The organism is Streptomyces sp. NPDC021100, from assembly GCF_044333095.1.
Lineage (GTDB): Bacteria > Actinomycetota > Actinomycetes > Streptomycetales > Streptomycetaceae > Streptomyces.
This window is the reverse complement of record NZ_JBIRQH010000015.1, coordinates 65,662-89,985: the sequence shown is the minus strand read 5'-3', so window position 1 is coordinate 89,985 and position 24,324 is coordinate 65,662. Positions and strand designations below refer to the sequence as shown.

26 protein-coding genes and 1 riboswitch are annotated in these 24,324 nt (G+C 73.8%); of the genes, 14 read left to right on the top strand and 12 right to left on the bottom strand.

The genetic code is table 11. The features are described 5' to 3' along the window. The first annotated feature begins 223 nt into the window (after nt 1-223). The 3 genes from ACH4PU_RS24860 to ACH4PU_RS24850 all read left to right on the top strand — a co-directional run bounded on the left by ACH4PU_RS24860 (nt 224) and on the right by ACH4PU_RS24850 (nt 2,575). Nucleotides 224-712, top strand: a complete 489-nt coding sequence (locus ACH4PU_RS24860; RefSeq protein WP_398276029.1) for a DUF5304 family protein — start codon at nt 224-226, stop codon at nt 710-712. 114 nt (nt 713-826) lie between these two features. Then, on the top strand, nt 827-1,768 hold the full coding sequence (locus ACH4PU_RS24855; RefSeq protein WP_398276026.1) for an ROK family glucokinase: 942 nt from the start codon (nt 827-829) through the stop codon (nt 1,766-1,768). Between the two features lie 60 nt (nt 1,769-1,828). Beyond that, nucleotides 1,829-2,575 (top strand): endonuclease/exonuclease/phosphatase family protein, encoded by a 747-nt coding sequence (locus ACH4PU_RS24850; RefSeq protein ID WP_398276023.1) that lies wholly within the window; start codon nt 1,829-1,831, stop codon nt 2,573-2,575. A gap of 235 nt (nt 2,576-2,810) precedes the next feature. On the opposite strand, the gene ACH4PU_RS24845 is transcribed toward ACH4PU_RS24850, so the two are convergent. The 4 genes from ACH4PU_RS24845 to ACH4PU_RS24830 form a co-directional block, all read right to left on the bottom strand. Continuing rightward, nucleotides 2,811-3,773, bottom strand: coding sequence for a CU044_5270 family protein (locus tag ACH4PU_RS24845; protein WP_398276021.1), 963 nt, complete (start codon nt 3,771-3,773; stop codon nt 2,811-2,813). Continuing rightward, on the bottom strand, nt 3,766-4,383 hold the full coding sequence (locus tag ACH4PU_RS24840; protein WP_398276018.1) for an RNA polymerase sigma factor: 618 nt from the start codon (nt 4,381-4,383) through the stop codon (nt 3,766-3,768). Before ACH4PU_RS24840 ends, ACH4PU_RS24845 begins: the two co-directional genes overlap by 8 nt. Nucleotides 4,384-4,567: 184 nt before the next feature. Continuing rightward, nucleotides 4,568-5,104 carry a hypothetical protein gene (locus ACH4PU_RS24835; protein WP_398276015.1) on the bottom strand — a complete coding sequence of 179 codons (537 nt, stop codon included), beginning with the start codon at nt 5,102-5,104 and terminating at the stop codon, nt 4,568-4,570. Next, the gene (locus ACH4PU_RS24830) at nt 5,097-5,894 is read right to left on the bottom strand and encodes an alpha/beta hydrolase (protein WP_398276012.1); all 798 of its coding nucleotides are present in this window, start codon (nt 5,892-5,894) and stop codon (nt 5,097-5,099) included. Before ACH4PU_RS24830 ends, ACH4PU_RS24835 begins: the two co-directional genes overlap by 8 nt. Nucleotides 5,895-6,053: 159 nt before the next feature. Here ACH4PU_RS24830 and ACH4PU_RS24825 point away from each other — a divergent pair, with 159 nt between their 5' ends. Genes ACH4PU_RS24825 through ACH4PU_RS24810 form a run of 4 tightly spaced genes read left to right on the top strand, consistent with a single transcriptional unit; the run spans nt 6,054 to nt 9,877 of the window. After that, a complete protein-coding gene (locus ACH4PU_RS24825; protein ID WP_398276300.1) occupies nt 6,054-6,824 on the top strand; it encodes a lysophospholipid acyltransferase family protein in 771 nt (256 codons plus the stop codon). A gap of 29 nt (nt 6,825-6,853) precedes the next feature. Continuing rightward, nucleotides 6,854-8,098, top strand: coding sequence for a MacS family sensor histidine kinase (gene macS / locus ACH4PU_RS24820; RefSeq protein ID WP_398276008.1), 1,245 nt, complete (start codon nt 6,854-6,856; stop codon nt 8,096-8,098). Beyond that, nucleotides 8,098-8,787, top strand: coding sequence for a response regulator (locus ACH4PU_RS24815; protein WP_398276005.1), 690 nt, complete (start codon nt 8,098-8,100; stop codon nt 8,785-8,787). Before macS ends, ACH4PU_RS24815 begins: the two co-directional genes overlap by 1 nt. 55 nt (nt 8,788-8,842) lie before the next feature. Beyond that, the gene (locus ACH4PU_RS24810; protein WP_398276002.1) at nt 8,843-9,877 is read left to right on the top strand and encodes a 6-phosphofructokinase; all 1,035 of its coding nucleotides are present in this window, start codon (nt 8,843-8,845) and stop codon (nt 9,875-9,877) included. Nucleotides 9,878-10,102: 225 nt separating this feature from the next. Here the strand turns inward: ACH4PU_RS24810 and ACH4PU_RS24805 are convergent, their stop codons facing one another. Then, entirely contained in the window at nt 10,103-10,744 is a 642-nt protein-coding gene (locus ACH4PU_RS24805) for a sulfite oxidase-like oxidoreductase (protein WP_398275999.1), read from the bottom strand. 155 nt (nt 10,745-10,899) lie between these two features. Between ACH4PU_RS24805 and bfr the strand changes: the two genes are divergently transcribed. Next, a complete protein-coding gene (gene bfr / locus ACH4PU_RS24800; protein ID WP_004949494.1) occupies nt 10,900-11,391 on the top strand; it encodes a bacterioferritin in 492 nt (163 codons plus the stop codon). An 18-nt stretch (nt 11,392-11,409) separates the two neighbouring features. Here bfr and ACH4PU_RS24795 read toward each other — a convergent pair whose 3' ends face one another. Then, nucleotides 11,410-11,724, bottom strand: a complete 315-nt coding sequence (locus tag ACH4PU_RS24795) for a bacterioferritin-associated ferredoxin (RefSeq protein WP_398275995.1) — start codon at nt 11,722-11,724, stop codon at nt 11,410-11,412. Nucleotides 11,725-11,882: 158 nt separating this feature from the next. Continuing rightward, a complete protein-coding gene (locus ACH4PU_RS24790; protein ID WP_223766856.1) occupies nt 11,883-13,232 on the bottom strand; it encodes a class II 3-deoxy-7-phosphoheptulonate synthase in 1,350 nt (449 codons plus the stop codon). A gap of 101 nt (nt 13,233-13,333) precedes the next feature. Between ACH4PU_RS24790 and ACH4PU_RS24785 the strand changes: the two genes are divergently transcribed. Together ACH4PU_RS24785 and ACH4PU_RS24780 are read left to right on the top strand one after the other, a co-directional pair. After that, nucleotides 13,334-13,390 carry a trp operon leader peptide gene (locus tag ACH4PU_RS24785; protein WP_223766914.1) on the top strand — a complete coding sequence of 19 codons (57 nt, stop codon included), beginning with the start codon at nt 13,334-13,336 and terminating at the stop codon, nt 13,388-13,390. Nucleotides 13,391-13,484: 94 nt separating this feature from the next. Further along, complete coding sequence (locus tag ACH4PU_RS24780; protein ID WP_398275992.1) at nt 13,485-15,467, top strand: anthranilate synthase family protein; 1,983 nt, start codon at nt 13,485-13,487, stop codon at nt 15,465-15,467. A gap of 173 nt (nt 15,468-15,640) precedes the next feature. Here the strand turns inward: ACH4PU_RS24780 and ACH4PU_RS24775 are convergent, their stop codons facing one another. From ACH4PU_RS24775 to thiO, 5 genes are all read right to left on the bottom strand, one after another. Beyond that, the gene (locus ACH4PU_RS24775) at nt 15,641-16,519 is read right to left on the bottom strand and encodes a deoxyribonuclease IV (RefSeq protein ID WP_398276295.1); all 879 of its coding nucleotides are present in this window, start codon (nt 16,517-16,519) and stop codon (nt 15,641-15,643) included. An 8-nt stretch (nt 16,520-16,527) separates the two neighbouring features. Continuing rightward, the gene (pknB, locus tag ACH4PU_RS24770; protein WP_398275989.1) at nt 16,528-18,492 is read right to left on the bottom strand and encodes a Stk1 family PASTA domain-containing Ser/Thr kinase; all 1,965 of its coding nucleotides are present in this window, start codon (nt 18,490-18,492) and stop codon (nt 16,528-16,530) included. A 265-nt stretch (nt 18,493-18,757) separates the two neighbouring features. Further along, nucleotides 18,758-19,561, bottom strand: a complete 804-nt coding sequence (locus tag ACH4PU_RS24765) for a thiazole synthase (protein WP_398275986.1) — start codon at nt 19,559-19,561, stop codon at nt 18,758-18,760. A gap of 1 nt (nt 19,562) precedes the next feature. After that, on the bottom strand, nt 19,563-19,784 hold the full coding sequence (gene thiS / locus ACH4PU_RS24760) for a sulfur carrier protein ThiS (protein ID WP_398275983.1): 222 nt from the start codon (nt 19,782-19,784) through the stop codon (nt 19,563-19,565). Beyond that, nucleotides 19,781-20,974, bottom strand: a complete 1,194-nt coding sequence (gene thiO / locus ACH4PU_RS24755; RefSeq protein WP_398275980.1) for a glycine oxidase ThiO — start codon at nt 20,972-20,974, stop codon at nt 19,781-19,783. The genes thiS and thiO overlap by 4 nt, the downstream gene beginning before the upstream one ends. Then, nucleotides 20,972-21,084, bottom strand: a riboswitch (TPP riboswitch). Its footprint overlaps the gene before it by 3 nt. 143 nt (nt 21,085-21,227) lie before the next feature. Between thiO and ACH4PU_RS24750 the strand changes: the two genes are divergently transcribed. The 4 genes from ACH4PU_RS24750 (at nt 21,228) to ACH4PU_RS24735 (ending at nt 24,317) form a co-directional block, all read left to right on the top strand. Next, complete coding sequence (locus tag ACH4PU_RS24750; RefSeq protein ID WP_398275977.1) at nt 21,228-22,490, top strand: NAD(P)/FAD-dependent oxidoreductase; 1,263 nt, start codon at nt 21,228-21,230, stop codon at nt 22,488-22,490. A 143-nt stretch (nt 22,491-22,633) separates the two neighbouring features. Beyond that, nucleotides 22,634-22,999 (top strand): helix-turn-helix domain-containing protein, encoded by a 366-nt coding sequence (locus tag ACH4PU_RS24745; RefSeq protein ID WP_185945224.1) that lies wholly within the window; start codon nt 22,634-22,636, stop codon nt 22,997-22,999. 80 nt (nt 23,000-23,079) lie between these two features. Next, nucleotides 23,080-23,757, top strand: a complete 678-nt coding sequence (gene thiE / locus ACH4PU_RS24740) for a thiamine phosphate synthase (protein ID WP_398275974.1) — start codon at nt 23,080-23,082, stop codon at nt 23,755-23,757. A gap of 71 nt (nt 23,758-23,828) precedes the next feature. Beyond that, the gene (locus tag ACH4PU_RS24735; protein WP_398275971.1) at nt 23,829-24,317 is read left to right on the top strand and encodes a hypothetical protein; all 489 of its coding nucleotides are present in this window, start codon (nt 23,829-23,831) and stop codon (nt 24,315-24,317) included. Nucleotides 24,318-24,324: the final 7 nt, after the last annotated feature.

Here is a 24,324-nt window from a genome sequence, read left to right as displayed (position 1 = left end):
TCTGGGGGCGGTCCCTTACGCGGTCCCTTACGGGCCGTGGGGGACGGACCACTTCCGGATTCCTTCCGGGCCCCTTCCGGCCCCCTGCCTGCCTCGGACGGCTCCCCGGCAGCCGCCCCCGGAGCCACCGCCCGGGGCACCCCTACGGGTGTCCGCAGCGCCCTGAACGGCAGGGCCACCTTCGGGTACCGTCGAAGGAAAGAGCCTGCCCCAGGAGTCCGTCGTGAACGATGCCACCGAGCGCCCCGCCTCCCCGACGGGACCCGACCCCGACGCCTGGGAGGCGGCCTGCGCCGAGGACCTCGCCGAGGAGCGTGCCCGCAGGCGGGAGCGGTCCGGGGAGGGCCAGGCGCCCGGCTCCGCCGCCGAGGAGCTGCGCAGGCTCGTCGAGGCGGTCGCCGACAAGGTCGCGTCCTTCCAGCTGCCGCTCGCCGGCGCCGCCGCCCAGGGGGCCGTGCAGCAGGTCGTCGAGCGGGCCAAGGCCGTCGTCGAGCCCGTCATCGAACGCAACCCGGACGTCTTCGACCACCTCGCGTCGGCCGGTTCCGAGCTGATGGCCGCCTACCGGGCCGCCGTCAAGGGCCAGGAGCAGCGGTGGACGCGGAGCGCCGCCGAGGACCGCCCGGCGGGCGGCGGCCCGGCCGGGGACCGCGACGGCAAGGGCGACGGCGGCGAGGCCGCGGGCGGCACCGAGCGCATCGACCTCGACTGACGCCGCCCCTTCATTCCCCACCGTTCCCCGTCCGGCGACCGCCACGGGCCGGGGCGCTCCCGGGCTCCGGTACGGTTGGTCGCGGCGGGGATCGAGCGAAAAACTGAGGGACACATGGGACTCACCATCGGCGTCGACATCGGCGGCACGAAGATCGCGGCCGGAGTGGTGGACGAAGCGGGTTCGATCCTCGCGACATGCAAGGTGCCGACCCCGGACACCCCCGAAGGGGTCATCGACGCCATCGCCGACGCGGTGCGCACCGTCAGCGCCGACCACGAGATCGAGGCCGTCGGCATCGGCGCCGCCGGCTACGTGGACGACAAGCGGGCCACCGTCCTCTTCGCCCCCAACATCAACTGGCGGCACGAGGCGCTCAAGGACAAGGTCGAGCAGCGCGTCGGCCTCCCCGTCGTCGTCGAGAACGACGCCAACGCCGCCGCCTGGGGCGAGTACCGCTTCGGCGCAGGCCAGGGCCACGACGACGTCATCTGCATCACCCTGGGCACCGGCCTGGGCGGCGGCATCATCATCGGCAACAAGCTGCGCCGGGGCCGCTTCGGCGTCGCCGCCGAGTTCGGCCACATCCGGACCGTCCCCGACGGCCTGCTGTGCGGCTGCGGCAGCCAGGGCTGCTGGGAGCAGTACGCGTCCGGCCGCGCCCTGGTCCGCTACGCCCGCCAGCGCGCCCACGCCACCCCCGAGAACGCCACGGTCCTGCTGGGCCTCGGCGACGGCACCCCCGAGGGCATCGAGGGCAAGCACATCAGCCTGGCCGCCCGGCAGGGCGACCCGGTGGCCGTCGACTCCTTCCGCGAGCTGGCCCGCTGGGTCGGCGCCGGCCTCGCCGACCTGGCGTCGCTGTTCGACCCGTCGGCGTTCATCGTGGGCGGCGGCCTCTCGGACGAGGGCGACCTGGTCCTCGACCCCATCCGCAAGTCCTTCCGCCGCTGGCTCGTCGGCGGCAAGTGGCGCCCGCACGCGCAGGTGCTCGCCGCGCAGCTGGGCGGCAAGGCGGGGCTGGTGGGGGCCGCGGACCTGGCCCGCCAGGGCTGACGCGGTAGGGTCCGCAGAGCTTGATCGTCTGAAGGACGGATCTCTCTCAGCGGAGGGCTCATGCTCGCGGACCTGCCGGAATCCTCGACCGAAGCGGACGCCTCCGTGGTCCGCGTGCTCAGCTACAACATCCGCTCCATGCGGGACGACGTGGGGGCGCTGGCCCGGGTGATCCGGGCCTGCGCCCCCGACGTCGTCTGTGTGCAGGAAGCGCCCCGGTTCTTCCGGTGGCGGAAGGCGGCGGCGCGGCTCGCCCGTGCGTCCGGTCTGACGTACGTGACCGGTGGGGCCACGGCTTCCGGGCCGATGATCCTCTCCACGCTCCGGCCGCGGGTCGAGCGCACCGAGGACGTGCTGCTGCCGCGTACCCCCGGACTGCACCAGCGCGGTCTCGCCACCGCGGTCCTGCGGTTCGGGCGGGCCCGGCTGGGCGTCGTCAGCTGCCACCTGAGCATCCGGGACGAGGAGCGGTACGCGCAGGGGCGGCTGGTGCTGTCGCGGCTGGCCGCGCTCGGGGTGCCGCACGGTGTCGTCGCCGGGGATCTGAACGACCGGCCCGACGGGCGGACGTTCGGGCTGCTGGCGGGGGAGTTGCAGGACGGGTGGGCCGTGAAGCCGTGGGGGCGGGAGCATACGACGCGGCTGGGGGATCCGTTGCAGCGGATCGACGCGGTGTTCGCCACGGGCGGGGTGGAGGTTCTGGGGTGCGGGGTGCCGATGGGGTTGCCCGGGGTGAGTGAGGCTGACCTGCGGGCTGCAACGGATCATCTGCCGGTGCTTGCGGCACTGCGGGTGCCGGTGGGGTAGGGGGGTGTGCCCCGTTCCCGCCCTTTCCCGTTTCTTGCGGGAGGGCCCGCACCCCGGGCATCGCGGCTTCGCCGCGAGGTCCTCAAACGCCGGACGGGCTGGTGGTCGCGCCCGGGCGCACTATTCAGCCCGTCCGGCGCTTGAGGGCAACCACGCGGAGCGCGGTTTCGGGGGTGTGGGGGCTTGCCCCCGCAAGAAACGGTGAAAGGGCGGGACCGGGGCACCCCACCCCCCGTCAAGGCCGCCGCTTCGCCTCGTCCGTCACCCCGTACGCGTCGAGGTACGACCCCACGACGCACCGCTGACCCTCCCACTCCTGACAGGACCCCAGGTACTCGTACGTCTTCTCGTCGAAGAGGAAGGTCTCCGGCTTCCCCTCGGACCCCCGGACACTCACGGGGTAGAACACCCCCACCCCGGGACGCCCGCGGAGGTCCTGGACGCCGCGTGTCGCCTGCACGCCCGGGATCCTGGACATGGCCTTGTAGACGGCGGGTTTGAGCCCTTCCGGCATGACCGGGGCGTGCCACACCAGGCCGGCGAAGCCGTTGAAGACAGCGGCCCACTCCTCCCGGTCGAGGTCCTTCGGCTCCTTCTCGGCGCTCGGCGTGTAGTGGTTGACCTTCTCGATGAGCCGGTCGGGGGCGGTGGGGTAGGTCCGCAGTTCGGTCCAGTCCGACGTCGGCCACAGACTGTTGCCCTTCGGCAGGACGCCGGACCACCACCCCTTGCCGTGTCCTGAGATCCACGAGTCCGAGCGGTGCGGATCGACGGCGTACCAGTTCTCGTCCACGTACCGCTTGCGGGAGCCTTCCTCGACGCCCACGGTCCGCGTGTAGATGAACTGGTCCCCGCGCGGCGCGATCCGCGGACCGGCCCTGCGTTCCTGCTCGGCCGCGCCGTTGAGCACGGTGCCGGCGCTGACGTAGTCCAGGCGCTCCGGGGTGGCGGATCCGGCCCGCCCCTCCTCGTCCGTCGTCACCGGCAGCGTCCCGGTGACCGCGGCCGCGACCGCGCCCGCCAGGGCGATCCGGGGGACGAGCCGGCGGCGGCGCGGCAGACGGACGGGGGCCGCAGGGCGCTCGTTCATCGCGGCGAAGAGGCGGACGCGCGCCCGGTGGCGGGCCTCGTCGGTGAGCGGGGGCGCGTCCGCGTCCCAGGCGCGGAGCTCATGGAGTGCGGTGTCGGGTTCACGCATGGGTCTCTGCCTCTCGGAAAGCTGTGGGGTCGGTGCCGCCCAGCGCCGCGCGCAGGGTCTTGCGGGCCCGGTGCAGACGCGACCGGACCGTCCCGACCGGGATGTCCAGGGCCCGCGCGGCCTCCTCGTAGCCGAGGTCGCCCCAGGCGACCAGCAGCAGGACGTCGCGGTGCCGGGGCGGGAGCCGGGCCAGGGCGGCGGCCAGCTCGCGGCGGACGCCCTGGGCGCCGGCCCGGGCCACCGCCCGGTCGGCCGGGCCCTCGTCGTGGCCGGCCTCGGCGGGGAGCGCGGCGAGTGCCTTGAAGCGGCGGGCCTCGGAACGGCGGTGCCGGTGGATGAGGTTGGTCGCGATGCCGAACAGCCACGGCCGGGCGTTGTCCTGCCCGGTGTCGTAGCGGTGGCGCAGCCGGAAGGCGGTGGTGAAGGTCTCCGCCATGACGTCCTCCGTCGCCTCCGCGCCCAGCCTGCGGGCCGCGTAGCGGTGGACGGAGTCGGCGTGGCGGTCGAAGAGCGCGGCGAAGACCTCGGGGTCGTCCTGGGACCGGGCGATCACCGAGGCGTCGGAATCCTCCTTCGGCGGTGAGGTTCTGACGCCTGCCGGGGCGGTCATCGGGGCTCCTCTCGTCCGTGCGGACGCGGTGAAGGGCTGGGCTTTCCCCCGTCCTTCACCGCTCGCCGGATCCCGGTTCCCTTCCGGCCCTCATGGGCTCCGCGCCCCGGTGAACGCCGAACGCCGGACGGCTGGAGTCAGCTCGTCCGGCGTTCGGAGGGATGCGGTCACGCGGGTCCAGGGCTCAGACCACCGCGCCGCGACCCGGGTCGTCCTCGTCCTCGTCCCCGTCCCGCATGCGCAGGACCAGGGTGGCGAAGCCGCCGAGGAAGCCGCCGATGCCCAGGGTGGTGATCCACCAGGTCAGTTCCTGCCGCAGCAGCACCATGATGAGCAGGAGCAGCGGGCCGCCGAGGACGGCGATCCAGGCGAAGCGGGAGGTGACGTCGCCGGTGGGGAGGGGCGGGGGCTCCGGGGGGATGAAGTGGCCCTCGTCGTCGTCCTCGTCCACGGGCTCGGGGGCGGGGGTGTCGCGGGGGCCGACGCCCGGGGCGTAGACGATGAAGCCGCCCGGGCGGCCGGACGGCGGCGCCGTGGGAGCGGCTGGCGCCGGGGGCGGCTCCGGCGCCGTGGGGCGCGTGTCGTCGCCCGTCGCGGGCCAGAGGCCCTTCTCCGGGTCGGGCTGCTCGCCGTAGGCCGCGACGAGCTCCGCCCAGGCGGCGTCCTCGTCCAGCGGGTCGCGGCTGTCGTCGCGGTCGTGGCCCGCGTCGCGCTCAGCCACGGGAGGCCGTCCCCTGTGGGGCGGTGCCCTGCGTGGTGCTCCCCTGCCGGGTGAGACGGGTGATGAACGCGTGCGTGTCCTCGAAGACCGCGGGGGCGTCGTGGTCCAGGGTGGCCACGTGGTAACTGCGCTCCAGCAGCCGCTCCGTGACGTCCCGGGAGGAGACCCGGGCCAGGATGCGGGCGGAGTCGGCCGGCGGGACGACGTGGTCCTCCGGGCTGTGCATCAGCAGCAACGGCTGGGTGACCTGGGGCAGTTCGCGGTCCACGAGCTGGAGGAAGCGGTGGAAGGAGTAGGCGGCGTGCAGCGGGACCCGGTCGTATCCCACCTCCCGGCAGCCGGGCTTGGCGATGTCGCTGGCGATGCCGGCCGACGACGGGACCAGGTGGCGCAGCAGCGGCAGCGCCTTGACGCCGAGGCCGTGGACCTTGTTGGCGGGGTTGACGACGGCGACGCCGGAGACCGCGTCCCCGTGCCGGGCCGCGAGCCGCAGGGCCAGCGCGCCGCCCATGGACAGCCCGCAGACGAAGACCTGCGCGCAGCGCTCGCGCAGGGCCCGCAGTTCGCGGTCGACCTCGGCGTACCAGTCCTGCCAGCCGGTGATCTGCATGTCCTGCCAGCGGGTGCCGTGCCCCGGCAGCAGGGGGAGCGAGACGGTCAGGCCGCGCTCGGCGAGGTGGTCGGCCCAGGGCCGTACGGACTGCGGGGAACCGGTGAAGCCGTGGCAGACGAGCACGCCGACCTCTCCGCCGTCATGGCGGAACGGCTCGGCGCCGGGGAGGAGCGGCACCGGGATCTCCGATCGATGGAGCGTGACCGCGGGCACGACGCGCGGCGGCCGCGGAAGGACAGGGTCTGTCCCTCAGCCTACGCGGAGCGCCGCACGGCGGGTAGGCGGGTTAAGGTCTCCTCGTCACACACAGGAGGTTCTCGGTTGTTCTACGGCGCTATGAAGCTGTCCATCGGCGGGTCGCTGAAGCTTGCCTTCCGGCCCTGGGTGGAGGGTTTGGAGAACGTGCCCGCCGAGGGGCCCGCGATCCTCGCGAGCAACCACCTGTCGTTCTCGGACTCCTTCTTCCTTCCCGCGGTGCTGCCCCGGAAGATCACGTTCATCGCGAAGCAGGAGTACTTCACCTCCCCCGGGGTCAAGGGGAAGCTGACGGCCGCCTTCTTCAAGGGCGTCGGCCAGCTCCCGGTGGACCGCTCCGGCGCCCGCGGCGCGGGCGAGGCGGCCATCAAGAGCGGCATCGAGGTGCTGGAGCGCGGTGAGCTCTTCGGCATCTACCCCGAGGGCACCCGGTCCCCCGACGGCCGCCTCTACCGGGGCAAGCCGGGCGGCCTGGCCCGGGTGGCGCTGGCCACCGGGGCGCCGGTGCTGCCCGTCGCGATGATCGACACGGAGAAGATCCAGCCGCCCGGCAAGGTGATGCCCAAGCTGATGCGGCCCGGCATCCGGATCGGCAAGCCGCTGGACTTCAGCCGCTACCACGGCATGGACGGCGACCGCTTCATCCTCCGCTCGGTGACCGACGAGGTCATGTACGAGATCATGAAGCTCTCCGGCCAGGAGTACGTGGACATCTACGCGACGGCCGCCAAGCGGCAGATCGCCGAGGCCGCGAAGAAGAAGGCCGAGGAGGAGAAGGAGGCCGAGAAGGCCGCCAAGGCCGCCGGTCTCGACCAGCCGGCGGAGAAGCGGAAGCGGCACCGGAGCGAGTAGCGGGGCCGGACGAGGAGAGCGGGCGGGGGATGACGGGCGGCGGGGGTACGGGGCGTTCGGGCGGCCCGGTACGCATGTCGGTGGAGCTGCCGCTGTGGCGGGCGCTCACCGGGTACCGGATCGTCACCCTCTGCTACGCGCTCGTCCTCTTCGTCCCGGCGTACCACGAGTACGCCCACCCGCTCGGTGCCGCGCTCTACATGGGCGTACTCACCCTGTGGACGCTGCTCACCTGGAACCGCGTCTCCTCCGCCGAACGCTGTACCCGGCGCTTCCTCGTCGCCGACCTCGCCGTCGCGCTGAGCGGCATCCTGCTCACCGGCGTGCTGGACACCCGGTTCCGGATCGAGGACGGCGCCGCCACCCTCCCGTCCGTCTGGACCGCCGGCGCGGTCCTCGGCTGCGCCATCAAGGGCGGCTGGCGGTGGGCGGCCGGCGCCGCCACCCTCGTCGCCCTCGCCAACGCCGTCGAACGCGAGGGGCTGCCCCGCGACACCCTCCACGACGTCCTGCTGGTCTGGGTCGCCAGCATCGCCATCGGCTACGTCGTCGAGGTCGCCCGAGTCAGCGAGCGCACCCTCGCCCGGGCCCTGCGGATCGAGGCGGCCAACCGCGAGCGCGAACGGCTGGCCCGGGACATCCACGACAGCGTCCTCCAGGTGCTGGCCATGGTCCAGCGCCGCGGCGCCGCCCTCGGCGGCGAGGCCGCCGAGCTCGGCCGGATGGCAGGTGAACAGGAGATCGCGCTGCGCACCCTGGTCGCCGGCGGCCTGGTGCCGCCGCGCCGGTCGCAGGGGGCCTCGGGGGCCCGGCCCGCCGACGCCCCGGCCGAGCCCCTGCCCGTCCCCGCCTCCCGCCCGCCCGAGGGCCCCTGCGACCTGCGGGCCCTCCTCGCCCCCTACGCCGGCCCCGCGGTGACCTTCTCCGCGCCCGGCACCCCCGTCCTGCTGGAGTCGGCCGCCGCCGCCGAGCTCGCCGCCGCCGTCGGCGCCGCCCTCGACAACGTCGAACGGCACGCGGGCGAGGACGCCCGGGCCTGGATCCTCGTCGAGGACGAACCCGGCCAGGTGATCGTCAGCGTGCGCGACGACGGACCCGGCATCCCCGAGGGCCGGCTGGCCGACGCGGAGCGGGAGGGGCGGATGGGCGTCGCCCTGTCCATCCGCGGGCGCCTCCGCGACCTCGGGGGCACGGCGGAACTGGTCTCGGTGCCCGGCCAGGGCACGGAGGTCGAACTGACGGTCCCACGTGTCCTGCGAAAGAGTGAGGTGTGATGACGGTCGCCGCGGAACAGGCCGTGAAGGTGATGGTGGTCGACGACCACCCGATGTGGCGCGACGCCGTCGCCCGGGACCTCGCCGCCGCCGGATTCGACGTGGTCGCCACCGCGGGCGACGGCCCCCAGGCCGTCCGCCGCGCCCGCGCCGCCGCCCCCGACGTCCTCGTCCTCGACCTCAACCTGCCCGGCCTGCCCGGCGCCGCCGTCTGCAAGGAACTCGTCGGCGAGAACCCCGCGCTGCGCGTCCTCGTCCTCTCCGCGAGCGGCGAGCACGCCGACGTCCTGGAGGCCGTGAAGTCCGGCGCCACCGGCTACCTGGTCAAGTCCGCCAGCACCGAGGAACTGCTCGCCGCCGTCCGCAGCACCGCCGCCGGCGACCCCGTCTTCACCCCCGGCCTGGCCGGGCTCGTCCTCGGCGAGTACCGGCGCCTCGCCGCCGAACCCGCCCCCGCCGCGCCCGCCTCCGGGCCCTCCGCCCCGGAGGCGCCCCGGCTCACCGACCGCGAGACCCAGGTGCTCCGGCTCGTCGCCAAGGGCCTCTCCTACAAGCAGATCGCCGAACGGCTGGTTATTTCCCACCGGACGGTGCAGAACCATGTGCAGAACACCTTGGGCAAGCTCCAGCTGCACAACCGGGTGGAGCTCGTCCGCTACGCCATAGAGCGAGGTCTCGACGACGCCTGAGCCACCGGTCTCCCGCGGCCGGGCGGTCGTCCCGGCTGGAGGGAAGGTGTGCGTCATGCGCGTCGGAGTGCTGACCGGCGGGGGCGACTGCCCCGGGCTCAACGCGGTCATCAGGGCCGTCGTCCGCAAGGGCGTCCAGGACCACCAGTACGAGTTCACCGGCTTCAGGGACGGCTGGCGCGGGCCGCTCACCGGCACCGCCGTCCCCCTCGACATCCCGGCCGTCCGCGGCATCCTGCCCCGCGGCGGGACCGTCCTCGGCTCCTCGCGGACCAACCCCTTCAAGGAGCGCGACGGCGTCCGCAGGATCCGCGAGAACCTGGCCGCCCTCGGCGTCGACGCCCTCGTCGCCATCGGCGGCGAGGACACCCTCGGCGTCGCCGCCCGGCTCTGGGAACAGCACGGCATCCCGTGCGTCGGCGTCCCCAAGACCATCGACAACGACCTCTCCGCCACCGACTACACCTTCGGCTTCGACACCGCCGTCAACATCGCCACCGAGGCCATCGACCGGCTGCACACCACCGCCGAATCCCACATGCGCGTCCTGGTCGTCGAGGTCATGGGCCGGCACGCGGGCTGGATCGCCCTCCACTCCGGCCTCGCTGGCGGCGCCAACGTCATCCTCATCCCCGAGCAGCGGTTCGACCTGGACGAGGTGTGCGGGTGGGTCACCTCGCGGTTCCGGGCCAGTTACGCGCCGATCGTGGTGGTGGCGGAGGGGGCCATGCCCGTCGACGGGGATCTGGTGCTGAAGGACGCCTCCGTCGGGCTGGATTCCTTCGGGCACGTCCGGCTGTCCGGGGTGGGGGAGTGGCTCGCCAAGGAGATCGAGCGGCGGACCGGGAAGGAGGCGCGGACGACCGTGCTCGGGCACATCCAGCGGGGTGGGACGCCGAGTGCTTTTGACCGGTGGCTGGCTACGCGGTTCGGGCTGCACGCGATCGCCGCGGTGCGGGAGGGGGCGTTCGGGCGGATGGTGGCGTTGCGGGGGACGGAGATCGTGCGGGTGCCTCTGGGGGAGGCGACGGCTTGTCTGAAGACGGTTTCCGCTGAGCGGTACGAGGAAGTCAAGGTGCTTTTCGGCTGACGCCGGGGGGTGCCCCGGTCCCGCCCTTTCTCCGTTTCTTGCGGGGGCTCCGCCCCCGCACCCCCGAAGCGCGCTGCGCGCGCTGTCCTCAAGCGCCGGACGGGCTGTTTCAGCCCGTCCGGCGCTTGAGGACGAGCGGCGGAGCCGCGGAAAGGGGGTCCGGGGGCTTGCCCCCGGGAATCGGCGAAGGGGTGGGGCCGGGGCACAGCCCCCCGCAGGGGCCTCCTAGAGCTCAGGCCCGTCGCCGGGTACCTCCTGGTACGAATACCGCTGCTCCCGCCACGGATCCCCCACGTTGTGGTACCCGCGCTCCTCCCAGAACCCCCGCCGGTCCGCGGTCATGTACTCCACGCCCCGCACCCACTTCGGTCCCTTCCAGGCGTAGAGGTGCGGGACGGCCAGCCGGACCGGGAAGCCGTGCTCGGCGGTCAGCAGTTCGCCGTCCTTGTGCGTGGCGAAAATCGAGCGGTCGGAGGAGAAGTCGGAGAGGCGCAGGTTGGAGCTGTAGCCGTACTCGGCCCAGACCATGACGTGGGTGACGTCGGGGGCGGGCGGGGCGAGTTCGAGGATCGTGCGGGTGGCGACACCGCCCCACTCGGCGTCGAGGACGCTGTACTTGGTGACGCAGTGCAGGTCCGCGACCACCGTCGTGTACGGCAGGGCCGAGAACTCCTCGTGCGTCCAGCAGTGCTTGTCGCCGTCGGCGGTCGCGCCGAAGACCCGGAACTCCCACCGTTCCGGCCGGAACCGCGGCACGGGCCCGTAGTGGGTCACCGGCCAGCCACGCTGGAGACGCTGCCCCGGAGGCAGCTGGAGATGTTCCCCCTCGCGGCTTTCCGACTGACCCGACTGACCCGACTGACCCATGTCTCCATGGTGTCAGACACCGGCGGATGCCGATGACCGGGGGCCGCCCGCTGTCCGGACAACTCCCACTAAGTGTGCACTTACTGGACGGTCCGGGGGGCCGGTGCGAGGATGCGCGCATCCTGCCGGTATGAGCTTGGGAAGGAGCCCGCGCGATGCAGGGCGACCCGGAGATCATCGAATTCCTCAACGAACAGCTGACGGGCGAGCTGACCGCCATCAATCAGTACTTCCTGCACGCGAAGATGCAGGAGCACCACGGCTGGACCAAGATCGCGGAGCACACGCGGGCCGAGTCGTTCGACGAGATGCGGCACGCCGAGGTCCTCACGGACCGGATCATCTTCCTGGAGGGGCTGCCCAACTACCAGCGGCTGTTCCACGTCCGCGTCGGGCAGACGATCACCGAGATGTTCCAGGCCGACCGGCAGGTCGAGGTGGAGGCCATCGACCGGCTGCGGCGCGGGGTGGAGGTGATGCGGGCCAAGGGCGACATCACGTCGGCCAACATCTTCGAGTCGATCCTCGCGGACGAGGAGGACCACATCGACTACCTCGACACCCAGCTGGAGCTGATCGAGAAGCTGGGCGAGCCGCTGTACCTGGCGCAGTACATCGAGCAGTCGAGCGGCGAGGCGTCGCACTGAGCCGACGGCCGGTCTCCGCTAGGCCGCGCGGGCGATTCCGTCCAGGGGTGGGGTCATGGGCGGCGTCACGGGCGGTGCCAGCGGTGGAACGGACGGGACGGAAGGCGCCGGTCCGTTCCCCTCCGCGCCCAGCGGGTCCCGGGAGCCCCGGTCCACCAGCTCCCGCCGCGGGCAGGCGCCCCGTCCGAGCAGGGCCTGGACGCGCCGTACGCAGCTGCCGCAGTCCGTGCCGGCCTTGGTCGCGGACGCGATCTGCCGGGGCGTGCACGCGCCGTTCTCCGCGTGCTCACGCACCTGCTGCTCCGTGATGCCGAAGCACGAGCAGACGTACACGCGGTCACCGCCTCGCCGGAAGAAGGGGATCGAAGGAAGATCCAAAAGGTAGGTAACCCTTACCTTACCCGTCCCGCTCCGGCGGCGACAACGCGCGGTAGCACGGAGGGGCGCGGATCACAGATCCGCGCCCCTCGCGTATGCCGGCTCAGCGGCTCTTACTGGTCCCGGTACATTTCCGCGACCAGGAAAGCCAGGTCCAGCGACTGACTGCGGTTGAGCCGCGGGTCGCAGGCCGTCTCGTACCGCTGGTGGAGATCGTCGACGAAGATCTCGTCGCCGCCGCCCACGCACTCGGTGACGTCGTCACCGGTGAGCTCGACGTGGATGCCGCCCGGGTGGGTGCCGAGCGCCTTGTGGACCTCGAAGAAGCCCTTGACCTCGTCCAGCACGTCGTCGAAACGGCGGGTCTTGTGGCCCGAGGCCGCCTCGAAGGTGTTGCCGTGCATCGGGTCGGAGACCCACACCACCTGGGCGCCGGACGCCGTGACCTTCTCCACCAGGGTGGGCAGCTTGTCGCGGATCTTGTCCGCGCCCATCCGGGTGATGAACGTCAGCCGGCCCGGCTCGCGCTCCGGGTCCAGCCGCTCGATGAGGGTCAGCGCCTCCTCGGGCGTGGTCGTCGGACCCAGCTTCACGCCGATCGGGTTGCGGATCTTCGACGCGAACTCGATGTGCGCCCCGTCCAACTGCCGGGTGCGCTCGCCGATCCACACCATGTGGCCCGACACGTCGTAGAGCCGGCCGGTCCGCGAGTCGACGCGGGTCAGCGCCGACTCGTAGTCCAGGATCAGCGCCTCGTGGGAGGCGTAGAACTCGACCGTCCTGAACTCCTCCGGGTCCACCCCGCAGGCGTTCATGAAGTTCATCGCCCGGTCGATCTCGCGCGCCAGCTGCTCGTAGCGCTGGCCGGAGGGCGAGGAGCGGACGAAGTCCTGGTTCCAGGCGTGCACCTGGCGCAGGTCCGCGTAGCCGCCGGTGGTGAAGGCGCGCACCAGGTTCAGCGTGGACGCCGACGCCTGGTACATCCGCTTCAGCCGCTGCGGGTCCGGGGTCCGGGCCTCCGGCGTGAAGGCGAAGCCGTTGACCGAGTCGCCCCGGTAGGTCGGCAGGGTCACGCCGTCCCGGGTCTCGGTCGGCTTCGAACGCGGCTTGCTGTACTGGCCGGCGATCCGGCCGACCTTCACGACCGGCACCGAACCGGCGTACGTGAGCACCGCCCCCATCTGGAGCAGCGTCTTGAGCTTGTTGCGGATCTGGTCCGCGCCGACCGCGTCGAACGCCTCGGCGCAGTCGCCGCCCTGGAGCAGGAACGCCTCGCCCCGGGCCACGGCGGCCAGACGCTGACGCAGTTGGTCGCACTCACCGGCGAAGACCAGGGGCGGATAGGACTCGAGCTCGGCGATCACATCGCGCAGAGCCTCGGAGTCCGGCCAATCAGGCTGCTGCGCCGCGGGCAGGGAGCGCCAGGTGTTGCCACCGGCGTGGATTTCAGCGTTCACGGTCACGCTCCCCACATTACGGGGTGCGGGCGCCCGTCCATCCGGAGGACCGGACTCTGAGACGAAGGACTCCGCCATCCGGCAAGCGTTGGGGTAAGGTGCGCGGCATGTACGCGCACAGCAACCAGAACTGGTGGTGGACCGCTCATCCGGCGGCCCACTGACTGCGCGTACCCAACCGACGCGAGGCCGCCCGAGGGGCGGCCTTCGGCGTTTTCGGGCCCGGCCGTTCCTCTCCCCCCACCGGAAGGAACCCCCGTGCCCGACACGACCGCGACTCTCCCCTCCCTTCTGGCCCGGCTCACCGCCCCGGGCCACCCGCCGTTCGCCCTGCTCCACCGCCGCACCCCGGGACTCGCCGGGGACACCGTCGAACTGCTCACCGGCCCGGTCGCCGAGGCCGCGCGGCTGGCGGACATCGCGCTGCCGGACGGGCCGCCCGCGCCGGGCGCCCCGGCGCACGACGCGCTGGCCCTCGTCCCGTTCCGGCAGCTGCGCGAGCGCGGCTTCGAGGTCCACGACGACGGGACGCCCCTGCTCGTCCTGCACCCCGAGGAGACGTACGAGCTGCCCCTCGCCGACGTCCTCGCCGCGCTGCCCGCGCACGAGGTGCGGGTGGAGGGCGGCGCGTTCGACGTCGGCGACGAGGAGTACGCGCGGATCGTCGAGCGGGTCGTCCGGGACGAGATCGGCGGCGGCGAGGGGGCCGACTTCGTCGTCCGCCGCACCTTCGAGGGGGAGGTGCACGGCTTCGGGCCGGCCGACGCGCTCGCCCTCTTCCGCCGGCTGCTGTCCGGCGAGCGCGGCGCGTACTGGACGTACGTCGTGCACACCGGCGACCGGACGCTCGTCGGGGCGAGCCCCGAGGTCCATGTGCGGATGTCCGGCGGCACGGTGGTCATGAACCCGATCAGCGGCACTTACCGCTACCCCGCCGAGGGGCCCTCCGCCGAGGGGCTGCTCGCCTTCCTCCACGACCGCAAGGAGGTGGAGGAGCTGTCCATGGTCGTGGACGAGGAGCTGAAGATGATGTGCACCGTCGGCGACCGGGGCGGCGTGGTGATCGGCCCGCGGCTGCGCGAGATGGCCCACCTCGCGCACACCGAGTACGAGCTGCGGGGACGGTCGTCGCTGGACGTGCGGGAGGTGCTGAAGGAGACGATGTTCGCGGCGACGGTCACCGGGTCGCCGGTGGAGAACGCCTGCCGCGTCATCCGCCGCCACGAGGCCGGCGGGCGCGGCTACTACGCGGGCGCCCTCGCCCTCATCGGCCGCGACGCCGGCGGCGCCCGGACCCTGGACTCGCCCATCCTCATCCGCACCGCCGACATCGACCGGCGCGGCCGGCTGCGGCTCTCCGTCGGCGCCACCCTCGTCCGGCACTCCGACCCGCGCGGCGAGGTGGCCGAGACGCACGCGAAGGCGGCGGCCGTCCTGGCGGCACTCGGCGTCCGGCCGCCCGTCGGCCGCCCGGCCGCCGGTGCTCCCGTCCGGCTCGCCGACGATCCGCGGGTGCGGGCCGCGCTGGACGCGCGGCGGGCGGACCTGGCGCCGTTCTGGCTGCGGATGCGGGAGCCGTCCGGGGCGATGCCCGGTACGGCGTCCGGGCACGCGCTCGTCGTCGACGCCGAGGACACGTTCACGGCGATGCTCGCCCATCTGCTCCGGGCCTCGGGGCTCGCCGTCACCGTCCGGCGCTTCGACGAGCCGGGCCTGCGCGAGGCGGCCCTCGCCCACGAGGGCCCGGTCGTCCTGGGGCCCGGCCCCGGCGACCCGTCCGCTTCCGGCGACCCGCGCATGCGGCTGCTGCGCGGGCTCACCGCCGACCTCCTCGCCGGCCACCGGCACGGGCTTCTCGGCGTCTGCCTCGGGCATGAACTCATCGCCGCGGAGCTGGGGCTGGACATCGTCCGGAAGGCGGTGCCCTTCCAGGGTGCGCAGGAGCGGATCGACTTCTTCGGGGTGCCGGAGACGGTGGGGTTCTACAACACGTTCACGGCGCGGTGCGGCGCTGTTGTGGCGGGGGAGCTGGCGGCGCATGGGGTGGAGGTCGCGGTGGACGCTGTGACGCGTGAGGTGCACGCGTTGCGGGGGCCTGGGTTCGCCGGGGTGCAGTTCCATCCGGAGTCGGTGTTGACGTTGGATGGGGTGGGGGTGGTGGGGCGGTTGCTGGCCGCGGTGAGGGTGCCCCGGTCCCACCCCTTCGCCGATTCCCGGGGGCAAGCCCCCCGGACCCCCTGAAACCGCGCTCCGCGCGGTTGTCCTCAAACGCCGGACGGGCTATATAGCCCGTCCGGCGTTTGAGGACAGCGCCCGCAGGGCGCTTCGGGGGCGCGGGGGCTTGCCCCCGCAAGAAACGGTGAAATGGGGGTCCCCCCTCTGGGGGAGGGACCGGGGCGCCCCCCCGCGGGGCGTCAGCCCCGCAAGCCCTTCAGCCGCGCCACATCCGCCGCATGCCCCGCAACACCCCCAGGCGTCTCGATCGTCAGCGGCACCCCCGCCGTCTCCGGGTGGGAGAACAGATCCGCGAAGGGGGCGGCCCCGATATGCCCCGAGCCGATGTTCTCGTGCCGATCCTTGTGCGCCCCGGCCACATCCTTCGAGTCGTTCGCGTGGATCAGGCCGAGCCGCCCCGGCCCCACCACGGCGACCAGTTCGTCGAGAGCCGCCTTCATCCCGCCGGGAGCGGCGAGGTCATGGCCGGCCGCGAACAAGTGGCACGTGTCGAGGCAGACGCCGAGCTTCGGATGCCGGTCGAGGACGTCGAAGTAGGGGCCCAGGTCGGCGATCCAGGAGCAGAGGGACGCGCCCTGGCCGGCCGTCGGCTCCAGGAGGAGGCGGGGGTCGTCGTCGTGCGTCATCTCGTCGAGGAGCGGGAGCAGGCGTTCGCCCACCTGGGACAGGGCCTCGGCGCGCGGGCGGCCGCCGGTGGCGGAGCCGGTGTGGACGACGACGCCGCGGGCGCCGATCTGCCGGCCCCGGCGGAGGGAGTGGCGGAGGGAGTCCACGGAGCGTTCGGCGGTCGCCTCCGTGTGGGAGCCGAAGTTGATCAGGTAGGGCGCGTGGACGTACACCGGCAGCCCGGCCGCCGCGCAGCCCGCGCGGAACTCCTCGTCCTGTCGCGGGCTGCCGGGCGGGGTCGCCCAGCCGCGCGGGTTGGCGACGAAGACCTGTACGGCCTCGGCGCCGATCTCGCGGGCGTACGGCAGGCCGGTGCGGGCCAGGCCGCCGGCCACCGGGATGTGGCCGCCGACGGGGTTGCGGGGTATGCCCGCCGTCACAGCACCGGACATCCCGGACATCACAGGGCTCCCTTGAGGCGGATGGTGATCGTGTCGCCGCGGGCGGCCTTGTCGCCGGCCCGGACGGACTGGCTGTCCACGGAGTCCTTGGGGAAGAAGAACGGCCGGTCCACCCGGACCTGGAAGCCGGCGGAGGTCAGGATCCGCTTGGCGTCGGCCTCGCTGCGGCCGGTGACGTCCGGGACGGTGAGCATCTCCTTGCCCTTGGACAGGGTGACGGTCACGGTGTCGCCCTTGGCCACCTGCACGCCCCGGGCGGGGGACTGCTCGGCGACGTCGCCCTTCTCCCGGTCGGAGTACACCTGCGCGTCCGAGACCTTGATCCGCAGGCCCGCGTCGCTCAGCAGCGACTGGGCGTCGTCGGGCGACAGGCCGGACACGTCCGGCACCTCCACCGGCTCGCCCTTGCTGACGATCAGGGACACCGGGGAGTCGGGGCGCCGCTCGTCGCCGCCGCGGGGGTCGCTGGAGAGCACCTCGCCCTGCGGGGTCTCGTCGCTGAACTGCGTCCGGACGTCGCCGACCGTCAGGCCCGCCTGGGTGATCCGTTTCTTCGCGTCGTCCAGCCGCATGCCGACGACGTTGGGGACCTCGGCCCGCTCCGGGCCGCGGGAGACGACGACGGTCACCCGGCCGGTGTTCCGGATGCGCTCGCCGGGCTTGGGGTCGGTGGACATCACATGGCCGCGCTCGACGGTGTCGCTGAACTCGGGCTGGAGGCGGACCTTGAGCCCGGCCTTGCCCAGCTTCTTCTCCGCCTGCGCCTGGGTGAGGTCCAGTACGGCGGGGACGGAGGTGAACTGGCCCGCGTTGATGTACCAGACGCCCGTGCCGGCCAGCAGGGCCAGCAGCACGCCGGCCACGATCAGCACCGCGCGCCGCGGCCGGCGCCGCAGGGCGGCGAACCGCCGGGGGCGGGCCGGGGGAGCGGGCGGCGGCGGGGGCTCGGGCGGGCCGTCGAACCGCGCCGTCATGTCCATCGGGTCCGGCTCGGGGGTCTCCGCCGGGGGCAGCGGCTGCGCGGTGACCGGGCGCGGCAGGACGCTCGTCGCCTCCTCGTCGTCGCCCGCCACGGCCGGGCCCGCGGCCAGCGGCGGACGGGCGTCCAGCTGCTCGCGGGTCAGCGTGGCGCGGGCGGCCCGCACCAGGCCCAGCATGCCGACCGCGTCCGACGGGCGCAGCTCGGGATCGCGGGCTGTGGCCACCGTCACCAGGTCGTCCAGCTCCGGGGCCAGCCCCGGGACCTCCTGCGACGGGGGCGGCACGTCCCGGTGCAGGTGCTGGTAGAGGACCTGGGCCGGGCTGGCGCCGCTGTGCGGCTTGACGCCGGTGAGCATCTCGTAGAGGACGACGCCGCAGGCGTAGACGTCGGTGCGGGTGTCCGCCGTGCCGTGCTCGATCTGCTCGGGGGCCAGATAGGAGACGGTGCCCAGGATGGAGCCGGTGTTGGTGGCGCTGTTGGTACCCACGGTGCGCGCCAGGCCGAAGTCGGCGACCTTGACCCGGCCGTCGTCGCCGATCAGCACGTTCTCCGGCTTCATGTCCCGGTGCACCAGGCCCGCGCGGTGGGCGGCGCCCAGCGCGGCCAGCACCGGTTCCACGATGTCCAGCGCCGCCCTCGGCTGGAGCGCGCCCCGCTCGCGCAGCACGTCCCGCAGGGTGCAGCCGGCCACGTACTCCATCGCGAGGTAGACGTATCCGCCGTCCGTCCCCTGGTCGTAGACGCTCACCACGTTCGGGTGGTCCAGGCGGGCCGCGGACTTGGCCTCCCGGATGAAGCGTTCGACGAAGACCTTGTCCGCGGCGAGGGCCGGGTGCATCACCTTCACGGCGAGCACCCGGTCGAGCCGGGTGTCCAGCGCCCGGTACACCGTGGCCATGCCGCCTGCGGCTACCCGCGCCTGAATGCGGTAGCGGCCGTCGAGCAGCTGGTCGACGAGGGGGTCCGGCAGGGTCGTATCCACGGTTGACGAGTCTACGAGTGATCGGCGGTGAGCTGTGCGGTTGTGGGGCCGGACGGTGGTGTGTGCCCCGGTCCCGCCCCTTCGCCGGTTCCTGGGGCTGCGCCCCAGACCCCCTTATCGCGGCTTCGCCGCTCGTCCTCAAACGCCGGACGGGCTGAAATCAGCCCGTCCGGCGTTTGAGGACAGCGCGCGCAGCGCGCTTCGGGGGTGCGGGGGCGGAGCCCCCGCAAGAAACGGTGAAAGGGCGGGACCGGGGCACCACCCCTCAGCGCGCGCTGAAAGCCGGCCGCTCCGGATCCAGGACCGCCAGGCCCGCCGTCGGCGACGACGCCTCCGCGAAGTGCCGGCGCGGGATGCGGCCCGCCCGGTGTGCGAGGCGCCCCGCCTCGACCGCGTGCCGCATCGCCTCCGCCATCAGCACCGGCTCCTGGGCCCGCGTCACCGCCGACGCGAGCATCACGGCCGCGCACCCCAGCTCCATGGCGAGGGCCGCGTCCGAGGCCGTGCCGGCGCCCGCGTCCAGGATGACGGGGACCTTGGCCCGCTCGGTGATGAGCTGGAAGTTGTGCGGGTTGCGGATGCCGAGGCCGGAGCCGATGGGGGAGCCGAGGGGCATGATCGCGGCGCAGCCGACGTCTTCCAGGCGGCGGGCGAGGACCGGGTCGTCGTTGGTGTAGGGGAGGACGGTGAAGCCGTCGTCGACGAGGATCTCCGCCGCGTCGAGCAGTTCGATCGGGTCGGGGAGCAGGGTGCGCTCGTCGGCGATGACCTCCAGCTTCACCCAGTCGGTGCCCAGCGCCTCGCGGGCCAGCCGGGCGGTGAGGACGGCCTCGCCGGCGGTGAAGCAGCCGGCGGTGTTGGGCAGCACCCGGATGCCGTGCCGCTCCAGGACCGAGAGGACCGAGCCGCGGACCGCCGGGTCGAGGCGGCGCATCGCGACGGTGGTCAGTTCGGTGCCGGAGGCGAGCAGGGCCCGTTCCAGGACGTCGAGGCTGGGCGCCCCGCCCGTTCCCATGATCAGGCGGGAGGCGAACGGGGTGCCGGCGATGGTGAGCACGTCGTCCGCCACGTCAGCCTCCCTGCACCGCGGTGAGGACCTCGACGCGGTCGCCGTCGCGCAGGGGCGTGTCCGCCCAGCTGCCGCGCGGGACGACGGCCTCGTTGACGGCGGCGGCCACGCCGCCCGGGGAGCCGGGGCGGCCGGTGAGGCCGGTGACGAGGGCGGCGAGGGTGGTCCCGGGCGGGACGGCGCGCCGCTCGCCGTTGACGTGGATGGTGTGGACGTCGGTCATGCGGAGGGCTCCTGGGCGAGGGCGGAAGGGGCGGCGCCGGGTGCGGCGAACCGGCGGGGGGTGAACGGGCGGGCCTCCTCGGGCAGCCGCCCGGTGGTGAGCACCTCGGCCATGACGTCCCCGGTGAGCGGGGTCAGCAGGACGCCGTTGCGGTGGTGGCCGGTGGCCAGGTGCAGGCCCGGCAGGTCGGTCGGGCCGAGGAGGGGCGCGTTGTCGGGGGAACCGGGGCGCAGCCCGGCGGAGGTCTCGGCGAGCGGCAGTTCGGTGAGGCCGGGCACCAGCTCGTGCGCGTCGCGCAGCAGTTCGTAGACGCCGCCGGCGGTGACGGTGGTGTCCCAGCCGAGCTCCTCGGTGGTCGCGCCGATCACCAGCTCGCCGTTCTCCCGGGGCACCAGGTAGACGGGATTGCCGCGGACGACCGCCCGGACGGTGCGGGAGAGGAACGGCCGGTACGCCTCGGGGACGCGCAGCCGCAGGGTCTGGCCCTTCACCGGGCGGACCGGTGGCAGGACGGCGTCGGGCAGCCCGGCCATCCGTCCGCTGTGGCTGCCGGCCGCCAGGACGGTCTGGCCGGCGGCGATCCGCTGTCCGTCGGCGAGTTCGGCGCCCGCGGCCCGGTCGCCGTCGAGCAGCACCCGGGTGACGGCCGCGCGGTGCAGGGTCACCCCGGCGCGTTCGCAGGCGGTCAGCAGGGCGGCGGCCAGCCGCCGGGGGTCGGTCTGGTGGTCGCCGTCCACCCGCAGGCCGCCCTGGACGCCCGGGGCGAGCATCGGCTCCAGACGGCGGCACTCGCGGCCGGTCAGCCACTCCGCCTCCAGCCCGCAGCGCCGCTGGAACGCGCCGAGTTCGCGCAGGTGGGCGCGGTCGTCGGCGTCGAGGGCCACGGCGAGGGTGCCGCAGGCGCGGTAGCCGGTGTCCCGGCCGCTCGCCTCCTCCAGCTCGGCCGTGAACGCGGGGTAGCGGCGGGCCGAGGCCAGGTTGAGGGCGAGCAGCGCCTGCTCGCCGTAGTGCAGTTCGGTGACGGCGGCCAGCATCCCGGCGGCCACCAGGGCGGCCCCGCCGCCGGGCGCCGGGTCGGCGACGGCGGTCCGCAGGCCCCGCTGGGCGGCCCGCCAGGCGGTCACCAGGCCGATGATCCCGCCGCCGGCCACCAGGACGTCGTACGGTCCGGTGCGCAGAGACGCGTGCATGGGCGTCCAGCCCCTCCCTTCGCCGGCATGACCCGGATCAGGTTCGTACGGTCGGAGGCCGTCCAGCCTCCCTCTCAGCCCGGTCCGTCCGGGCTCCCGCGAGTGCTTGTGCACCGGCCACCCTAGTACGGGCCGCGAACGCGGCGGAAGGCGGCGGGCACCGCCCTGGGGGCGCGCGGCGCGGGGGTGTTGTGTCGGAGGTCTCGCCGCACGGTGCTCCGGCGGACCTCGTCCGCCCGCCTACAGTGATCGGGTGAGTGAGCAGACGAACACCCGCAGTGGTACGGCCCCCGACGAGCCGGCGGGAGGCACGGCGCGGCGGCGCGTCGTCGTCGCCGGCGCCGGCATGGCCGGCGTGCAGACCGCCGTCGCCCTCCGCGAACAGGGCTGGGAGGGCACGATCACCCTGCTGGGCGCCGAACCCCACCCGCCCTACGACCGGCCTCCGCTGTCCAAGTCGGTGCTGCTCGGCAAGGCGGACGGGTCCGCGTTCGAGGTCGACTTCGCCTCCCTGGACATCGAGCTCGCACTCGGCCTGGAGGTCACCGGGCTGCGCGCCGCCGACCACGAGGTGGACACGCCGCGCGGGCCCGTCCCGTACGACGTCCTGGTGGTGGCCACCGGCGCCGAGCCGGTCCGGCTGCCCGGCGCCGAGGACCTGCACGGCGTCCACCTGCTGCGCACCCTGGACGACGCGGAGCGGCTGCGGCCACTGCTGGAGCGGAAGGGCGACGTGGTCGCCGTCGGCGCCGGCTGGATCGGCGCCGAGTTCGCCACCGCCGCCCGCGAGGCCGGCTGCCGGGTGACCGTCGTCGAGGCCGCCGACCGCCCGCTCGCCGGCGCGCTGCCCGCCGAGGTCGCCGCGCACATGGCCGGCTGGTACGAGCAGAGCGGCGCCCGGCTGCTCACCGGCGCCCGGGTGGCCGCCCTGGAGCCGGGCGCCGTGCTGCTGGCCGACGGCACCCGGCTGACCGCCGACGCCGTCGTCGTCGGCATCGGCGCGCGGCCCGCCACCGGCTGGCTCGCCGGCTCGGGCGTCGAGCTCGCGGCGGACCGGTCCGTCGTCACCGACGACCGGCTGCGGACGTCCGTCCCGGACGTGTACGCGGTCGGGGACTGCGCCTCCTTCCCCTCCGCGCGGTACGGCGAACGGCTCCTCGTCCACCACTGGGACAACGCCCTGCAGGGGCCGAAGACCGTCGCCGCGAACATCGTGCACGGGCCGGCCGAGGGGCCGGTCTACGACCCGGTGCCGTACTTCTGGTCCGAGCAGTTCGGGCGGTTCGTGCAGTACGCGGGGCATCACGCGGCCGCTGACGAGCTGGTGTGGCGGGGGGATCCGGCGGGGGCGGCGTGGACCGTGTGCTGGCTGCGGGGCGGGGTGCTGGTGGCGGTGCTGGCGGTGGGGCGGCCGCGGGATCTGGCGCAGGGGCGGAAGCTGATCGAGCGGGGCGCGGTGGTGGACCGGGGGCGGGTGGCCGATCCGGCGGTGCCGCTGAAGGCGGCGGTGGGGTGAGGTGTGCCCCGGTCCCTCCCCTTCGCCGATTCCTGGGGGCAAGCCCCCGGACCCCCTTGTCGCGGCGAAGCCGCGTTGCCGCGGGACACACCCTCGGGTGTCCCCGGGTACCGACTCCCCCCGCAGGATGGCACGCTTGTCCCGTGACCGAGATTGACACGAAGACCGATGCCCTCGTTTCCGAGTGGCTCACCCTCCCCGACATCGCCGAGATGCTCGACGTGGAGGTGACGCGCGTACGGCAGTTGGTGAAGGAGGGCCAGCTGATCGCCGTGCGCCGCGGGGAGAACCGGGTGCTCCAGGTGCCCGCCGCCTTCATCGGCGAGGGCAAGGTGGTGAAGGGCCTGGCCGGGACCTTGACGCTGCTCAAGGACGACGGGTTCACCGACGAGGAGATGCTGGAGTGGCTGTTCACTCCGGACCCCACCCTGCCGGGCACGCCCGCGCAGGCGCTGCGGGAGAATCGCGGCACGGAGGTGAAGCGGCGCGCCCAGGCGCTCGCCGTCTGACCGTTCCGCAGTGAACAGCCCGCGGTGCGCGGGCGGGCCCGTCCCGTCCGCGCACCGCCGACCCCGGGGGGAACAACCCGATGTCCGCCACCGCCCGTACGCTCCCGTACGCCCCGACGGCCCGTGCGGCTCTGACCGGCGCCCGGCTGTACCTGTGCACCGACGCCCGCAAGCGCCAGGGCGACCTGCCGGAGTTCCTGGACGCGGTCCTCGCCGGCGGTGTGGACGTCGTGCAGCTCCGTGACAAGGGCATGGAGGCCGGTGAGGAGCTGGAGCACCTGGCCGTCCTGGCCGACGCCGCCCGCCGGCACGGCCGGCTGCTCGCGGTGAACGACCGCGCCGACGTGGCCCACGCGATCCGCTCCGACGTCCTGCACCTGGGCCAGGGCGACCTTCCCGTGCCCGCCGCGCGCGCCATCCTCGGCGACGACGTGCTGATCGGCCGCTCCACGCACAGCGAGGCGGAGGCCGAGGCGGCGATGCGCGAACCGGGCGTGGACTACTTCTGCACCGGCCCCTGCTGGCCCACCCCCACCAAGCCCGGCCGCTCCGCGCCCGGCCTGTCCCTGGTGCGGCACACCGCCGCGCTGCGGCCCGAGCGGCCCTGGTTCGCCATCGGCGGCATCGACGAGAGCAACCTGGACGAGGTCCTGGACGCCGGGGCCCGGCGTGTCGTCGTCGTCCGCGCCCTCACCGAGGCCGACGACCCCGGTGCCGCCGCGGCCCGCCTGGCCCGCCGGATCCGGGAACGCGACTGATCCTCCGGTAGGTTGTCGTGTTCGCGTCCAATGGGCGGTGTGACGTGGAACACGACGAAGGAGAACGGGCAGTGCGCAAGGCGGCACAGATCACGGGGGCGGCGCTCATCGCCGCTGTGCTGATGACGGGGTGCTCCAGCGGGAGCGACGACAAGGACGGCAAGAAGGCCGACGCCAAGCCGGAGCAGTCGGCGGGACAGTCCGCCGCTTCGGGCCAGGACGGCGGGGGCGCGAAGGGCGATGGGTCCGAGGACAAGCTCATCGGCTCTCCCGGGGGCGCCTACCTGGCGCAGTCCGCCGAGGGACCGGTCGCCCTGACGATCGTCGCCGGGCAGGCGGCCCTGGCGTCCGACGGCGGCAAGCGCACCTGCTCCGGCACCCTCAGCGGGAAGTCCCTCACGCTCAAGTGCTCGGACGGCGGCGACAAGCGCACGAGGGGACTCATCGAGAAGTCCGACGCCACCTCCATGGTCGTCTTCTGGGAGGGCGGGCCGAAGGAGACCTTCACGCGGCAGAGCGGCGGTGCCAAGCTGCCCGGCCTGCCCCAGCTCGGCGGCTGACCCCGCC

What these genes read in the sequence shown, in the direction of transcription:
- ACH4PU_RS24815 (WP_398276005.1), top strand. Translation starts at nt 8,098, where the DNA reads ATGACGGTCGCCGCGGAACAGGCCGTGAAGGTGATGGTGGTCGACGAC.
- ACH4PU_RS24850 (WP_398276023.1), top strand. Translation starts at nt 1,829, where the DNA reads ATGCTCGCGGACCTGCCGGAATCCTCGACCGAAGCGGACGCCTCCGTG.
- thiO (WP_398275980.1), bottom strand. Translation starts at nt 20,974, where the DNA reads ATGCACGCGTCTCTGCGCACCGGACCGTACGACGTCCTGGTGGCCGGC.
- macS (WP_398276008.1), top strand. Translation starts at nt 6,854, where the DNA reads ATGACGGGCGGCGGGGGTACGGGGCGTTCGGGCGGCCCGGTACGCATG.
- ACH4PU_RS24845 (WP_398276021.1), bottom strand. Translation starts at nt 3,773, where the DNA reads ATGCGTGAACCCGACACCGCACTCCATGAGCTCCGCGCCTGGGACGCG.
- thiE (WP_398275974.1), top strand. Translation starts at nt 23,080, where the DNA reads ATGTCCGCCACCGCCCGTACGCTCCCGTACGCCCCGACGGCCCGTGCG.
- bfr (WP_004949494.1), top strand. Translation starts at nt 10,900, where the DNA reads ATGCAGGGCGACCCGGAGATCATCGAATTCCTCAACGAACAGCTGACG.
- ACH4PU_RS24810 (WP_398276002.1), top strand. Translation starts at nt 8,843, where the DNA reads ATGCGCGTCGGAGTGCTGACCGGCGGGGGCGACTGCCCCGGGCTCAAC.
- ACH4PU_RS24840 (WP_398276018.1), bottom strand. Translation starts at nt 4,383, where the DNA reads ATGACCGCCCCGGCAGGCGTCAGAACCTCACCGCCGAAGGAGGATTCC.
- ACH4PU_RS24825 (WP_398276300.1), top strand. Translation starts at nt 6,054, where the DNA reads ATGAAGCTGTCCATCGGCGGGTCGCTGAAGCTTGCCTTCCGGCCCTGG.
- ACH4PU_RS24805 (WP_398275999.1), bottom strand. Translation starts at nt 10,744, where the DNA reads ATGGGTCAGTCGGGTCAGTCGGGTCAGTCGGAAAGCCGCGAGGGGGAA.
- ACH4PU_RS24855 (WP_398276026.1), top strand. Translation starts at nt 827, where the DNA reads ATGGGACTCACCATCGGCGTCGACATCGGCGGCACGAAGATCGCGGCC.
- thiS (WP_398275983.1), bottom strand. Translation starts at nt 19,784, where the DNA reads ATGACCGACGTCCACACCATCCACGTCAACGGCGAGCGGCGCGCCGTC.
- ACH4PU_RS24775 (WP_398276295.1), bottom strand. Translation starts at nt 16,519, where the DNA reads ATGTCCGGTGCTGTGACGGCGGGCATACCCCGCAACCCCGTCGGCGGC.